The sequence below is a fragment of the Rhizobium sp. PEPV16 genome, assembly GCF_008919455.1.
GTDB lineage: Bacteria > Pseudomonadota > Alphaproteobacteria > Rhizobiales > Rhizobiaceae > Rhizobium > Rhizobium leguminosarum_Q.
On sequence record NZ_VSZV01000217.1, the window covers coordinates 1 to 13,885 of the forward strand.

At 62.0% G+C, this 13,885-nt stretch carries 14 protein-coding genes and 1 pseudogene; 10 read left to right on the forward strand and 5 right to left on the reverse strand.

Annotation, left to right across the window (positions count from 1 at the left end):
* The coding region (locus tag FY112_RS06855; RefSeq protein ID WP_151518044.1) for a DUF3971 domain-containing protein at positions 1-2,593 on the reverse strand (2,593 nt) is incomplete at its 3' end.
* Positions 2,594-2,718: 125 nt separating this feature from the next.
* Here FY112_RS06855 and FY112_RS06860 point away from each other — a divergent pair.
* The 5 genes from FY112_RS06860 to FY112_RS06880 all read left to right on the forward strand — a co-directional run bounded on the left by FY112_RS06860 (position 2,719) and on the right by FY112_RS06880 (position 7,574).
* On the forward strand, positions 2,719-3,192 hold the full coding sequence (locus tag FY112_RS06860; RefSeq protein WP_012757610.1) for a peroxiredoxin: 474 nt from the start codon (positions 2,719-2,721) through the stop codon (positions 3,190-3,192).
* On the forward strand, positions 3,189-4,016 hold the full coding sequence (locus tag FY112_RS06865) for a ferritin-like domain-containing protein (protein ID WP_151518045.1): 828 nt from the start codon (positions 3,189-3,191) through the stop codon (positions 4,014-4,016). Before FY112_RS06860 ends, FY112_RS06865 begins: the two co-directional genes overlap by 4 nt.
* A gap of 104 nt (positions 4,017-4,120) precedes the next feature.
* On the forward strand, positions 4,121-5,440 hold the full coding sequence (locus FY112_RS06870) for a peptidoglycan DD-metalloendopeptidase family protein (RefSeq protein WP_151518046.1): 1,320 nt from the start codon (positions 4,121-4,123) through the stop codon (positions 5,438-5,440).
* Positions 5,441-5,578: 138 nt separating this feature from the next.
* The gene (locus FY112_RS06875; protein ID WP_151518047.1) at positions 5,579-7,144 is read left to right on the forward strand and encodes a DEAD/DEAH box helicase; all 1,566 of its coding nucleotides are present in this window, start codon (positions 5,579-5,581) and stop codon (positions 7,142-7,144) included.
* A 7-nt stretch (positions 7,145-7,151) separates the two neighbouring features.
* Complete coding sequence (locus FY112_RS06880) at positions 7,152-7,574, forward strand: NUDIX domain-containing protein (protein WP_017960622.1); 423 nt, start codon at positions 7,152-7,154, stop codon at positions 7,572-7,574.
* Here FY112_RS06880 and FY112_RS06885 read toward each other — a convergent pair whose 3' ends face one another.
* Both FY112_RS06885 and FY112_RS06890 read right to left on the reverse strand, forming a co-directional pair.
* Positions 7,575-7,892 (reverse strand): TfoX/Sxy family protein, encoded by a 318-nt coding sequence (locus FY112_RS06885; RefSeq protein ID WP_151518048.1) that lies wholly within the window; start codon positions 7,890-7,892, stop codon positions 7,575-7,577.
* 30 nt (positions 7,893-7,922) lie between these two features.
* A complete protein-coding gene (locus FY112_RS06890; RefSeq protein ID WP_017960624.1) occupies positions 7,923-8,417 on the reverse strand; it encodes a flavin reductase in 495 nt (164 codons plus the stop codon).
* 182 nt (positions 8,418-8,599) lie between these two features.
* Between FY112_RS06890 and FY112_RS06895 the strand changes: the two genes are divergently transcribed.
* From FY112_RS06895 to purB, 5 genes are all read left to right on the forward strand, one after another.
* Positions 8,600-9,682, forward strand: coding sequence for an ABC transporter substrate-binding protein (locus FY112_RS06895; protein WP_151518049.1), 1,083 nt, complete (start codon positions 8,600-8,602; stop codon positions 9,680-9,682).
* 63 nt (positions 9,683-9,745) lie between these two features.
* The gene (gene rpe / locus FY112_RS06900) at positions 9,746-10,423 is read left to right on the forward strand and encodes a ribulose-phosphate 3-epimerase (RefSeq protein WP_003559730.1); all 678 of its coding nucleotides are present in this window, start codon (positions 9,746-9,748) and stop codon (positions 10,421-10,423) included.
* Positions 10,420-11,145, forward strand: a complete 726-nt coding sequence (locus FY112_RS06905; protein ID WP_151518050.1) for a DUF2259 domain-containing protein — start codon at positions 10,420-10,422, stop codon at positions 11,143-11,145. Before rpe ends, FY112_RS06905 begins: the two co-directional genes overlap by 4 nt.
* A gap of 47 nt (positions 11,146-11,192) precedes the next feature.
* Positions 11,193-11,678 carry a hypothetical protein gene (locus tag FY112_RS06910; protein WP_026158701.1) on the forward strand — a complete coding sequence of 162 codons (486 nt, stop codon included), beginning with the start codon at positions 11,193-11,195 and terminating at the stop codon, positions 11,676-11,678.
* A 141-nt stretch (positions 11,679-11,819) separates the two neighbouring features.
* Complete coding sequence (gene purB, locus FY112_RS06915) at positions 11,820-13,127, forward strand: adenylosuccinate lyase (RefSeq protein ID WP_151518051.1); 1,308 nt, start codon at positions 11,820-11,822, stop codon at positions 13,125-13,127.
* An 80-nt stretch (positions 13,128-13,207) separates the two neighbouring features.
* On the opposite strand, the gene FY112_RS06920 is transcribed toward purB, so the two are convergent.
* A complete protein-coding gene (locus FY112_RS06920) occupies positions 13,208-13,606 on the reverse strand; it encodes a hypothetical protein (RefSeq protein WP_131619845.1) in 399 nt (132 codons plus the stop codon).
* 59 nt (positions 13,607-13,665) lie between these two features.
* Positions 13,666-13,885: pseudogene (locus tag FY112_RS06925) on the reverse strand (low affinity iron permease family protein); the annotation flags it as partial.

Consider the following 13,885-nt stretch of genomic DNA (forward strand, 5'->3'; position numbering starts at 1 on the left):
TCAACCGCGCAATGACCGGCCGCGCATCGGCGCTGTCGCCGGAGACCGAGACGTCGAAATTGCCCTTGCTGCGCTTCACCGACAGGGCGAAATCGTCGAGCGAGGAGAGCTTGACGCTGTCGAAATCGGCCGAGATCAGCCCGCCCTTGCCGATGTTCAGCGATCCATTGGCGCCGAAACCGTCGCCCTTCAGCCGGAAGTTCTTGATCTGGGTATTGTCGGCCGGCCCGGACGTTTCGAATTCCGCCGTGGCGGCAATGCCGCTGCCCTTCGCCCAACCGATCCAGGGCAGTTCGAGCAGCGACTTGGTGAGATCGAGCTGGACGTCCTGCCGGTCGTCGTCGATCCGCGTCAGCACCATCTTCACGCTGCCGCCGACGATGCCGGAAAGGCCGGGTATCAGCTTGTTGCGCTGGTCCTCGGAAAGCGTCGCGGTGATCACCCGTTGTTTGGCCGCTGTGTCGGATGCCTCGACCGGTTCGGTAAGATCGATATCGGCCGGGACGCCGTCGATCTGGGCTTTGGCGTCAAGCGTGATCCGTTTCGGGTTGCCGTTCAGCGTGCCGTCGAGATTGCTGATCATCCGGCCGGAAAACGGCTTGGCAAGATCGATATCGGTGAGCTTCATTGCCGCCGTCCATTCGGCCGGCGGCGGGTTTTGCGAGGAGAGCAGGCCGAAATGGGCCTTCACATTCGCCTCGATCCGCCCCTTGAGATCGTCGGGCGTAAAGCCGGCGCGCTGCAGCACCCGGATCGGCCGGTAGGTCAGAAGCTCGCCGACGGCGTCCGCCGCCCCGGAGACCACGAGATCGATATCGGCCATCAGCGGTTTATCGTAGGTGGCGGGCAGGATGAACGTGCCCTGCCCGAGACCGACCGACCGACCGGACGGGAAATAGGAGGTGCCGCTCTTGATCGCGATCGTCGCAACCGGACCGGTCAGGTCGAAATGCGCTGACGTGTCGCGGATCGGCGGAATGTCGCCGGCAACGTTCATCCGCGCGCCCGTGATGTCGAAGCCGATGCGGATCTGGTTGGCGTCCAGCTTCAATCCTTTTCCGCCGGCTGCCTCGTCCAACCTGCCGAAAGGAATGAAGACGGATAGGGTGGCGTTGGTGATGGTGCCTCCGAAGAGATTGCCGTGCACCCAGGTGCGCACCTTGGGCGCCATCCAGAACGGCCAGAGCTGCTTGATCGCGATCGTCTGCAACTGCGCCGACTGGCCGGCGAAGCTGATCTCCGGCGATTTGTCGCCAAGTTTGACGTGCAGTGATCCGTAGAGCGCGCCGAGCGGGCTGGAGACGGTCATGTTGGGAAACTGGAATTCACGGCCGGCGACCATGTAGCGCCCGGTCGCCTGGATGTCGAAGGAGAGCGGCTCCTCGCCGGAGCCGCCGGGAGCCGCCGTGCCGCCGCTGACGAGCAGGTCGATGCCGAAGCCTTTGCCCGCCTGCGGGTCGAGCTTGTCGAGATCGATCAGCGCCCCATTGATGGGAAGCGCAGTCGCGCCGAACCGGGCGTTCGATCGGGCGATCTCGATCGTCTGCTTGGCGAAATCATAGATGAGATTGATTTGCCCGCCGGACAGCTGCTGCGGATCGCCATCCGCATAGATCTGGCCGGGATCGATGTCGATCGTCGCCGCCAGCGCCGGCTGAACGCCATCGCGCGCGCGGGTGGCCGACACTGTCAGATCGGCAAAGGCGCTCAGCCCTTGCCGGATCATGCCCTGATCGTTGCGTTTCAGCGCGAAGGGCGCGAGGTCCGCATGCCTGAGTGTCGCCGCGACCTTGGACACGTGGCCGTCTTCCTTCTCGGCCAGCACGTCGAGCTCCGCCACTTCGCCGTTGAGCGCGACTTCGCCGGTCAATTGCAGCGAGGACGGACCGGCATGGGCAAAGACGAGATTGTCGATGACGAGCGACAGCGGGCCGTTGGCGGTATCGGCAAGCTTGATGTCGATGCCGGAGATGCGCACCGAATTGGTCGAGCCGCGCGTCACGATGCTGTCGAACATGTCGAACTGCGAGAAGATCTTCTCCATCGCCGCCGGCATGGCGTCGATGCGCAGATCGTCGAGCTTGACGGCATTGCCGGAGGGCAGAAGCGCGGTATCGAGCGCGATATCCTCCGCTTCGATGTCCGCGACGGCGATGCGGCCGCGGAAAAGCTGCAGCGGATCGAGCCCCAGGCGCACAGAACCCGTCGTCGACAGGTGCTGGCCGCTCTCCTGGTCGATCATGTTGACGTTGCGCGCTTCCAGCGCCAGCCGAAAGTCCGAAGTGAAGCGGATGACGGTGGAACCGACCTCGGCGCGGTAGCGCGGTCCGGCCACGCCATTCAGCGCCGCCTGAGCCTGCTGCGACAGCGGCTTGTCGAACATGCCGCTCTCGACGGTGAAAACGATGCCAGCGAGAATAACGAGGATCAGTCCCAGAAATCCGCAGGTCAGCTTCGCCGTGCGGCGCATCGGAGAACGCGGCGGCGGGCAATGAACGATGATCGGATCCTCGGTCTGGGCGGACGGCAAGCGGTCCAGCGCAACGATATCCTTCTTGCGAAACGTGACCTTTTCGCCGCGGATGGCTGACATGCGCCCTCGGGCTCTCCCTTTAACTGAAGAATTGAACCCGGCCATGCTGGACGGGTATCCGTCCACTATATAATTCGGGGAGAGAAAGTGTCATCCACAAACCCGGCAAAAGAAAGGTTTTCCCAATGGCGGTTCCCGGCATCGGCGTCTCGGCCCCTGATTTCAACCTTCCCCGCGACGGCGGCGGCCGCGTTTCGCTGGCCGAATTCCACGGCAAGCCGCTCGTGTTGTTCTTCTATCCCAAGGATGACACGACGGGCTGCACCGCCGAATCACTGGCTTTCACCGCGTTAGCAGCTGAGTTCGAAGCGGCGGGTGCTGCCGTCATCGGCATGTCGCCCGATTCGGCCGCCTGCCATGACAAATTTATCAAGAAGCACCGTCTTTCGGTGGCGCTCGCCTCGGACGAGGAAAAGACGACGCTGCAGGCCTATGGCGTCTGGAAGGAAAAGAGCATGTACGGCCGCAACTTCATGGGTGTCGAGCGCACCACCTTCCTGATTCGCCAGGACGGGACGATCGCCACCATCTGGCAGAAAGTGAAGGTGCAGGGCCATGCCGAAACCGTGCTCGAGGCCGTGAGGAACCTGGCGGCGTGACCGGGGATCTCACGATAACCTCGCTGCGCGGCGGCGCCATCGATGCGATCTCTTCCGCCGATCTCGACCGCAAGACGGCGCTTGCGCAGGAAAGCGCCACCCGCTGGTTCGCCCGCCGGGTGTCGCTGCGCTCGCCGCTCGATGCAGCCCTGCCCGACAGGCCCGGCCGTCCTGACAAACCGGTGCTGACGCCGCCGACCCAGGTGGAGAAGCGCTCGCTGCATACGCTCAAAGGGCGGATCGCTCTGCTGCACGCCATCGCCCATATCGAGCTCAACGCCGTCGATCTGGCGCTCGATATCGTCGCGCGATTCGCGACCGAGCAGGTGCCGAATTCCTTTTTCGACGGCTGGATGCTGGTCGCCTTCGAGGAGGCGAAGCATTTCCGCATGGTGCGCGCCAGGCTCAACGATCTCGGCGCCGATTACGGCGATCTGCCCGCCCATGACGGGCTCTGGCAGGCCGCCCATTCGACGCGCAACGATCTGACGGCAAGGCTCGCCGTCGTGCCGTTGATTCTGGAAGCCCGCGGCCTCGACGTCACGCCGTCGCTGCAGGCGAAGATGCGCCAGACCGGCGATCTCGAAAGTGCAGCGGTGCTCGACGTCATCTACAATGACGAGAAAGGCCATGTCGCCGTCGGCGCCAAATGGTTCCGCTTCCTCTGCGCCCGCGAGAAGCGCGATCCGGCAAAAGCCTTCCAGGAGCTTGTGCGCGCCAATTTCCGCGGACCGCTGAAGCCGCCCTTCAACGACCTTGCCCGCGCAGAAGCCGGGCTGACGCCGTCCTTCTACCGCGCGCTTGCATCGATCAGCAACGCGTAAGATGCCTGAAATGTTTGATGTAATGGCGGCGAGGAAAGCATTCATTAACCATAACGGTGTCTAATTTCCGAAAGAGGCGTAGAGCATCAATCGGGAGAGCCTGCGTGAACAGCGGACATCAGCACCGGATATTCGGCAGGCGGGCGCAGGAGCATATCCTCATCCTCGCAAGCGGCGACAAAGTCCGCCATATGACGGTCCGTCCCTGGATGGCAGCGCTTGCCTTCTGCTTCGTCGGCGTCTTCTCGATCGGCTACCTCCTGGCCACGTCCTATCTCGTGCTACGCGACGACCTGATCGGCGCCACCATGGCCCGCCAGGCCCGCATGCAGCACGATTATGAAGACCGCATCGCCGCCCTTCGCGCGCAGGTCGACCGCATCACCTCCCGCCAGCTTCTCGACCAACAGGTGGTGGAAGACAAGGTCGACAAGCTGATGGAGCAGCAGATGGCGCTGACCTCCCGCCATGGCAAGCTCGACAATCTGCTCGACCGGGCCGAAAGCTCCGGCCTGACGGAAACGGACGGCGCCCCGCCTACGCCGTCTTCGCCCGTTCAGTCCTATGCGCCCGATGTCAAGGACAAGCGCGCTTCGCTCTCCGGGAGCGGCATCGAGGCGATCGAGAAACAGCTGGCCAGCGGTGCGCCCGCCGATGCGACGCCCGACAATTCGACGCTCGCCTATGTGCCGGCCACCGATACGGTCGGTGATCGCGCAGACCGCGTCTTTTCCAAGGTGACGCTGTCGCTGAAGGATGTCGAGCAGGACCAGCGCAGCCGGGTCGAACAACTGACGAGCGATGCCGGCAATGCCGCGAACGCCATCGAGACCGTGCTGACCCGATTCAAGATTCCGATGCCCGAGACCGCTGCCAGGAAAGACGACGACGATGCCGTCGGCGGTCCTTATATCGAGCCTGAAAGCAACGACGACTTCAACAATTCGCTGGCAGCGCTCGACGGCGCGCTGACGCGGCTCGAAGCGGTGCGCAGTACCGCGGAATCCCTACCCTTCCGCAATCCCGCTGTCGGCAAGGACGTGACCAGCCCCTTCGGCAATCGCCGTGATCCCTTCCTCGGCCGCCTCGCGCTCCATTCCGGCGTCGACTTCCGTTTTTCGCCGGGCGAAAGGATCCGCCCGACGGCACCCGGCAAGGTGATCTCCGCCGGCTGGACCGGCGGCTACGGCAACATGGTCGAGATCGACCACGGCAACGGCATCTCGACGCGCTACGGGCATATGTCGGAGGTTCTGGTCAAGGTCGGCGATGCGGTCGATCGCAACGACGTCATCGGCCTTGCCGGCAGCACCGGCCGCTCGACGGGCACGCACCTGCATTATGAAGTGCGCCAGAACGGCCATGCCGTCGATCCAGTATATTTCATGAATGCCGGCCTTAAACTCGCCACCTATATCAAGTAACTCCCGCCCGGTAACCAACGCTTCACTCTGCAATGGGTGCGGCGTCTCTATTTCTTGACTTGCCGGCCATTCGGGGCTATGTCGCGCTGCATTGCGGCATGCAATCCCGCCGACTCGTTCAGAGTTTGGCCGAACGGAATGGAAACAGTTTTCCCTTTGACGACATTTGCTGACCTTGGCTTGAGCCAAAAAGTGCTATCCGCTGTTACGGATGCGGGCTACACGATCCCCACGCCCATTCAGGCGGGAGCCATCCCGTTTGCGCTCGAGCGCCGCGATATTTGCGGCATCGCGCAGACCGGCACTGGCAAGACGGCATCCTTCGTTCTACCGATGCTGTCGCTTCTGGAGAAGGGCCGTGCGCGTGCGCGCATGCCCCGCACGCTGATTCTCGAACCGACGCGCGAACTCGCTGCCCAGGTCGCCGAGAATTTCGAGAAATACGGCAAAAACCACCGCCTTAACGTCGCCCTTCTGATCGGCGGCGTTTCCTTCGAGGACCAGGACCGCAAGCTCGAACGCGGCGCCGATGTGCTGATTTGCACTCCCGGCCGCCTGCTCGACCATTTCGAGCGCGGCAAGCTACTCATGAGTGGCGTCGAGATCCTCGTCATCGACGAGGCCGACCGCATGCTCGACATGGGTTTCATCCCCGATATCGAACGCATCGCCAAGATGATCCCGTTCACCCGCCAGACTCTGTTCTTCTCGGCAACCATGCCGTCGGAGATCCAGAAGCTCGCCGATCGATTCCTGCAGAATCCAGAGCGTATCGAAGTCGCAAAGCCGGCTTCCGCCGCCGCGACCGTGACGCAGCGTCTCGTCGCCTCGCACGGCAAGGATTACGAAAAGCGCGCCGTCCTGCGCGAACTCGTCCGCGCCCAGACCGAGCTCAAGAACGCCATCATCTTCTGCAACCGCAAGAAAGATGTCGCCGATCTGTTCCGGTCGCTCGAACGCCACGGCTTTTCCGTCGGCGCTTTGCATGGCGACATGGACCAGCGTTCCCGCACGATGACGCTGCAGAGCTTCCGTGACGGCAATCTCCAGCTTCTGGTCGCTTCCGACGTCGCCGCCCGCGGCCTCGATATCCCTGATGTCAGCCACGTCTTCAATTTCGACGTACCGATCCATTCAGAGGATTACGTCCACCGCATCGGCCGCACCGGCCGTGCCGGCCGCTCGGGTGCCGCCTTCACTCTCGTTACCAAGCGCGACACTAAGTTCGTCGATGCCATCGAGAAGCTGATCGGCGAAAAGGTCGAATGGCTGAGCGGCGACTTGACGTCGCTGCCGCCGCCGGCAGAAGACAGCCGGGACAGCGAACGCCCGCGCCGCAACAGCCGCGAGCGTGGCGCCAGAGATGGTGCAGGCCGAGATCGTGCGCCGAGAGAGAATGGCGACAAGGATCGTGGACGCGGACGCGGCAATCGCGCCGCCGCGAGTCATAAATCTGATAACGACATACAGGATAATGGCGTCGACGTGATTGAAGCAGCACCAGTAAAGGCCGACATCGTGAAGAACGAGCGCAAAGCAGAGCAGAAGCCGCAGAACAACGCGCGCAACAGTCGGCCCTACCCGGCAAACGACGACAGCCGCGACCGCCGCCGTCACCGCGATCACGACGACGGCCCGACCCCGGTCGGCTTCGGCGACGATATCCCCGCCTTCATGCTGATCGCCGGCAGCGCCAAGGTCTGACCTTCCAATGGGCAGGCCCGGTCTCGATTTTCCGGGCCTCGGCGTCGGTCTGGTGATTCTGCGCGACGCCAGGATCCTTCTTTACAAACGCATGCGTCCACCTGAAGCCGGCTATTGGAATATCGTCGGCGGCAAGGTCGATCACATGGAGCCGGCAGAGACTGCCGCGCGCCGTGAGGCCGAAGAGGAAACCGGCCTGACGATCGGCCGCATAGAACGGCTTGGCGTGACCGAGCAGATCATCGATGCCGATCACCAACACTGGATCTCGATTCTCTATCTCGCCCGCGACGTTGAAGGCGAGCCGCAACTGACTGAACCGGACAAGCTGTCGGATTTCGGCTGGTTTCCACTGACGGATTTGCCCGCGCCACTGTCGGCCTTCACCAAGGCGGCGATAGCAGCCTTGTCGCCCGCTGAACGCGGCTAACTATTCGGCGCGAAGCGACGCCTCATAGGCAAGCCTCACCCATTTCGCCATCAGATCGGGATCGTCGTAAGCCTCGTCGGGGATCGACCAATAGGGCATTTTCACCGGCTTGCCCTTCCTTCCCTCATAGGTCCATTGCGTGGAGCCGGCGGCGGCAAACTCCGGGGCGCTCGTCTCGTCGGCCTTCAGCAGCATTTCGTCGCGCACTTCAAGCGCGATGATGCGCCCGAGATGATAGATGCCCTTTCCACCGAACATGCGCTTGATCGTGACAGGCCCGAGCCCCTGAAACATTTCCTCGATCCCGGCATTGTCCATTCTCTGCTTCCTCGAATACCGCAAGCCGGATTACAGCGCGTGATAATCCCGGTTCATATAGATCAGCGCCGGGTGTTTTTCGCTGAAGCGGACAGCCGCGACCTCGCCGAAGACGACATTGTGCGTCGGCATTTCCTTGATATCGATCACCCGGCAATCGAAGGCGGCGAGCGCATCGAAGAGAACCGGCGCGCCGGTGACGAGTGTGTCAAAACGGGCGCTGGCGAAGCGGTCGTCATTGGTAAGCGCGGTTCGCCCGGAGAAAGCGTCGGCAACGGCCTGGTGATGAGCGCCAAGCGTGTTGAGCACGAAGACGCCGCTGCGGAAGAAGATTTCGTTCTTCGGATTGGTGTTGTTGAGGCAGATCAGCACCGAGGCCGGATTGTCGGAGACCGAGCAGGCGGCAGTGATGGTGACGCCGCGGCGCAACTCGCCCATCGCCGTCGTCACGAGCTGCACATGGCCGGCATAACGGCTCATGGCATCGCGATAAAGGCCGGGGTCGATATGCTGCCTGTTCAACACCTGCTTCTCCGTGCGCGCGCTTTATGCCTGGATTGTCTTGCCATCGCGCCAATATGGCGAGCATCGGTTACCTTTTCTACAATAGGACCGGTGAAAAGCGCCGTGTTGCGCTTGTTTTTCTTTGACGATCGCGGCCTTGCGGATAAAAGGGCATGGACGATGGCTAGGGATCTCCGCCTTTCATGAGCAACCTGCGTGGCATAGCAGCTTTTCTGGCGCTGCTGGGAGCGGCGGCTGAAAGCCATGCGGCCGGCGTGACGATCGGCGTCGTCGCCCCTCAGAACGGCCCGCTCGCCCTCCTCGGCGCCCAGATTGCCGCCGGCGCCGGTTTCGAGATCCAGCAGTCCGGAAATACCCTCGTCGCCATCAACGAGACCTGCGAGGAGAATAGTGGTGCCGCGGTCGCAGATGCGCTTGTCAACGCCAAGGTCCAGGTCGCGGTCGGCTTTCTCTGCAGCGAGACGCTGGAAGGCGCGCTGCCGAAGCTGAAGGACGCCAATATTCCGGCGATCACCGTCTCCGTGCGCTCCCGCATCCTGATGGAGGATGCGCTGAAGAACGGCTGGCCGCTCTTCCGGGCGGCGCCCGCCGACGGCGCCGAGGCGGCAAAGGTGATCGAGGTGATCCTGAAAGACTGGGCCGCCGATCCGATCGCCCTGATCGAGGACGGCACCATCCATGGCCGCGAACTGACGGAAGCGGTTCGCAACGCGCTGGAGCAGAACGGCCTGAAGCCGGTCTTTACCGATACCTACCGGCCGGGACAGGAGCAGCAGATTGCCCTCGTCCGCCGCCTGAAACGGGCCGGCGCCACCAGGGTCTTCATCGGCGGCGATCGCAACGACATCGCCGTCATCGGCCGCGACGCCAGGGCCGAGAACATCCAGCTGTCCATCCTCGGCGGCGATGCCATGCGCGCCGCCAATCAGCCGCTGCCGCTCGCAGATGGCGTGCGCGCCGTCGCCCTGCCCGAATACGCCCTTCTGCCGGAAAGCGCAGCTACAGCCGATGCGCTGCGCGCCAAAGGCGTCGAGCCGGAAGGTTATGTCCTGACGTCGCTGGCCGCGGCCCTCATTGCCGGCCAGGCGGGGCAAGCCGCAGTTGCGGCGGGCAAGCCCCTCCAGGAGATGCTTCTCGGCACGACATTCCAGACGCCGGTCGGCGCTATCGCCTTCACCGGTGCGCATGAACTTTCGCAAAACCCCTACCGCCTGCTCGAATGGCGGGGCAACGGCTTTTTTCCACCTGCCGCGCCTACGCAATGAGAGGGCGTCAGCCTTGAATTCGGGCGCCGCGGACAGATGGAGCCCCATACGGAGTAAGATTTAATGACTCTGCCCATTCGCATTGCCCCCTCGATCCTCGCGGCGGATTTCGCCAGGCTCGGCGAAGAGGTGCGCGACGTGACGGCCGCCGGCGCGGACTGGATCCATCTCGACGTAATGGACGGCCATTTCGTGCCGAACATCTCCTTCGGCCCCGATGTCATCAAGTCGCTGCGTTCCTACACATCAGCCACCTTCGACTGCCACCTGATGATCTCGCCGGTCGACGATTATCTCGAAGCCTTCGCCAAGGCCGGCTGCGACCGCATCACCGTCCATGCCGAGGCCGGACCGCATCTGCACCGCTCGCTGCAGACTATCCGCAATCTCGGCAAGAAGGTCGGCGTGACGATCAATCCGGCGACACCGCTCAGCGCCATCGAGAACGTGCTCGACGATGTCGATCTCATCCTGATCATGTCGGTCAATCCCGGCTTCGGCGGGCAGAAATTCATTCCGGCGATGGCGAAGAAGATCGCGGCGGCAAAGTCACTGATCGGTGATCGACCGATCGAACTCGAGGTCGACGGCGGCGTCACGGTGGAAACGGCGCCTGACATCGCGCGCGCCGGCGGCAACGTCCTCGTCGCCGGCTCGGCAATTTTCAAGGGCGATACGGTCGAGGATTATCGCCGGACTGTCGCCGATCTGCGTCAGGCAGCCGAAGGGGCACGAGCATGAACAAACGCTTGATCATTGGTGGCATGCTTGCTGCCGCATTTGTCGGCCTGCCCGGCCTGTCACTTGCCGGCGACATCGCCAATATCCAGCCGATCGGCTTTTCCGCCGACGGCAAGGTCTTCGGATTTCAGGAGTTCGGCATCGAGGAGAGCGGCAACCTTCCCTACTCCAACACCTATTTCATCGATACCGAAGACGGCCACTATCTCGAGGGCACGCCTTTCCATACCGAGTTGACCGACAAGGACGCCAATCTCTCCAAGGCGCGGCGGCAGAACCTGACGGCGGCGCGCAGCCAGATGGACAAATACGATCTTCTGACCAATCCCGGCCTGATCGCCGCCTTCAATCCGCCGACCGAACTTGGCTCGCCCTCGAAGACGCTTCGCTACACGACGCTTGCAACCGACGGTCCGCCGAAAGCGCCTTATACGCTCTCGCTCGGCGAGATGCCGATGCCGACGCCGAAGGATTGCGCTGCGGTCGACAAGCGGGTCATCGGCTTCAGCCTTCAGATGATCGAGAAGGAAGGCGCTCCGAACCGCCAGGCGGCGCGCCAGGCGACCGCGGTTCCCGCCGAGCGCGTATGTTCCGTCGAATACCGGATCGGCGGCGCCGTGGTCTATCAGCCGGAAGGCGGAAACCAGGTTCACATCGCCCTCGTCCTGGCCTTCGATGCCGAGAGGAACGGACGCTGGATTGCCGTTCCGGTTCATCCCTGAGCATGGATCGCCCGAGGACTGATCACCCGAGGACGGATCGCCCCAGGATGGATCGTCTAAGAGCTGCACGGCCGCCCTACCCCGATCTGATCGCCGGCGCGTTGCTCTGGGGGATGCAGATGCTCGCCGCCGCCATGCTCGGCCTTTACTTGCGCAATGGCCTGCAGACGAGCCGCCTTGCTGAGATCGCCGCACTCTATTTCGCCGGCGGCCTGTTCGCCTGGCCTTTCGCCCTGCCGGTTGCCCGCTTCCTTGCCTATGGCAGGCCGCTTGAAACGCGTTTTGCCGCGTTTTTCGTGACGCTGACGGCGGCCACGATCCTGATGACCGCCTTCCTCTTCGCCATGGAATACCGGATGTTCTATTCGCGCTGGCATGCGCCCTTCGGCAGTATCGTCTGGGCTTTCCAGTTCGTCTTCACCAGTATCAGCGCCGTCTATCAGTTCCTGGTGATCGGCCTGCGCCTCTTCCTGCCGCTTGGCCTCGTCTGTCTTGTCGCAAGCAGCTATCATCTTGCCAAACGCATGCGTTGAGATTGCCGCCCTTCTTTGCTACAGGGGCGCTAAAGCAATTCCAGCAAAACTGTGCAGCGGTTTTGCTAGGCAAAGCGCGAAGCGATTTTGCCGGGAATTGCGTCTTAGACGCTCAACCTCTTGAAGTGAAGGCAGCCGCCCATGATCCCGCGTTATTCCCGGCCCGAAATGGTCGCCATCTGGTCTCCCGAAACCAAGTTTCGCATCTGGTTCGAGATCGAGGCGCATGCCTGTGACGCGCTGGCCGAACTCGGCGTCATCCCGAAATCGGCGGCAAAGACGATCTGGGAAAAGGGCGGCGCCGCCACCTTCGACGTCGACCGCATCGATGAGATCGAGGCCGTCACCAAGCACGACGTCATCGCCTTCCTCACCCATCTCGCTGAGATCGTCGGCCCGGATGCGCGCTTCGTCCACCAGGGCATGACCTCGTCGGACGTGCTCGACACCTGCTTCAACGTCCAGCTGGTGCGCGCCACCGACATCCTGCTTGCCGATATCGACCGCCTGCTCGAAGCGCTGAAAAACCGCGCCTTCGAACACAAAGACACCGTCACCATCGGCCGTTCGCACGGCATCCATGCCGAGCCCACCACCTTCGGCGTCAAGCTGGCGCTCGCCTATGCCGAATTCGAGCGCTGCCGCCAGCGCCTCGTCGCCGCCCGCGAGGAAGTCGCGACCTGCGCCATATCGGGCGCCGTCGGCACTTTCGCCAATATCGATCCGCGCGTCGAGGAACATGTGGCAGAAGCCCTCGGGCTGAAGGCCGAGCCTGTCTCGACGCAGGTCATCCCGCGTGACCGCCATGCGATGTATTTCGCCACGCTTGGCGTCGTCGCCTCGTCGATCGAGCGGCTGGCAACCGAGATCCGCCACCTGCAGCGCACCGAGGTGCTGGAAGCCGAGGAATATTTCTCGCCCGGCCAGAAGGGTTCCTCGGCCATGCCGCATAAGCGCAACCCGGTTCTGACCGAAAACCTGACCGGCCTTGCCCGCATGGTCCGCTCCTACGCCATGCCGGCAATGGAAAACGTCGCCCTCTGGCATGAACGCGATATCTCCCATTCCTCGGTCGAGCGCATGATCGGCCCGGATGCCACGGTGACGCTCGATTTCGCCCTCTCCCGGCTCGCCGGCGTCATCGAAAAGCTGCTGGTTTACCCTGAGAACATGGAAAAGAACCTCAACAAATTCCGCGGCCTCGTCCATTCGCAGCGTGTCCTGCTGGCACTGACCCAGGCCGGCACCTCCCGCGAGGATGCCTACTGCTTCGTCCAGCGCAACGCCATGAAGGTATGGGAACAGGGCAAGGATTTCCTGGAAGAGCTGCTCGCCGATGCCGAAGTCCGCGCAGCCCTCTCGGAGGAAGATATCCGCGAAAAATTCGACCTCGGCTACCATACGAAGCATGTCGACACGATCTTCCGGCGCGTGTTCAACAACGCCTGAGCGGACCTGCAATCGACGATATGGCGGCGCCCTTGCAGGCGCCGTTTTTCTGCCGGCATACTTCTCCGTCGGAGAATCTATCAGACGGCTTCTTTCCTTAGTCGCAGCCTGATCATAACCGGAAAGTAGATGCATGCGACAAGGACAGAAGGCACAGAAATAATTAGGAAAAAAGCTAACAAGGTCAGCCTCTGAATACTTCCACCTGACAACAACAAGAAAGCCGCCACAATAAGCAACAAAATTACTATAAAAATGATTGATGACCAAAGAAATGGCCGTGAATTTATTTCAATGTATTTAACGCGATAAAAAATAAACAATACAAAAACGATTGGCAGCGAAACAATAAACTTTGGAATAAACGCGATAAATCCGATATCGTCGAAGAAAAATGGCAAATGACCTAATGTCATTCCTATGAAATAAGCCTGAAAGAACAGCTCGACCTGCGGCTCTCTAAGAAGGGAGTCGTTCATTTTCCCCTGCCGAGTTGGATTTAATGAACTGAATATAAGTGCCGATTGTATTTCATAGTTTAGCTTTTCTCAAGCGGCCGTTGTTTCTGCTTCGGCGCTTTGGCGGCAACAGGGCGTTTCCGCGCCTCCGCCTTTTTCGACGGCGCCGCATTTGCCGCTTCGGTTGACTCCGATACTCTGCAAGCCTCCGTCTCACCCCTGCCCTTGGCGGCCTTGGCGACCAGCTGGTTGAGGCGCTTCAGCTCCTCCTCGTCGAGATTTTCGATGCCGATGAAACGG

Coding starts and splice junctions, on each gene's coding strand:
- FY112_RS06860 (WP_012757610.1), top strand. CDS start 2,719: ATGGCGGTTCCCGGCATCGGCGTCTCGGCCCCTGATTTCAACCTTCCC.
- FY112_RS06875 (WP_151518047.1), top strand. CDS start 5,579: ATGGAAACAGTTTTCCCTTTGACGACATTTGCTGACCTTGGCTTGAGC.
- FY112_RS06880 (WP_017960622.1), top strand. CDS start 7,152: ATGGGCAGGCCCGGTCTCGATTTTCCGGGCCTCGGCGTCGGTCTGGTG.
- FY112_RS06885 (WP_151518048.1), bottom strand. CDS start 7,892: ATGGACAATGCCGGGATCGAGGAAATGTTTCAGGGGCTCGGGCCTGTC.
- FY112_RS06895 (WP_151518049.1), top strand. CDS start 8,600: ATGAGCAACCTGCGTGGCATAGCAGCTTTTCTGGCGCTGCTGGGAGCG.
- rpe (WP_003559730.1), top strand. CDS start 9,746: ATGACTCTGCCCATTCGCATTGCCCCCTCGATCCTCGCGGCGGATTTC.
- FY112_RS06905 (WP_151518050.1), top strand. CDS start 10,420: ATGAACAAACGCTTGATCATTGGTGGCATGCTTGCTGCCGCATTTGTC.
- FY112_RS06910 (WP_026158701.1), top strand. CDS start 11,193: ATGGATCGTCTAAGAGCTGCACGGCCGCCCTACCCCGATCTGATCGCC.
- purB (WP_151518051.1), top strand. CDS start 11,820: ATGATCCCGCGTTATTCCCGGCCCGAAATGGTCGCCATCTGGTCTCCC.
- FY112_RS06920 (WP_131619845.1), bottom strand. CDS start 13,606: ATGAACGACTCCCTTCTTAGAGAGCCGCAGGTCGAGCTGTTCTTTCAG.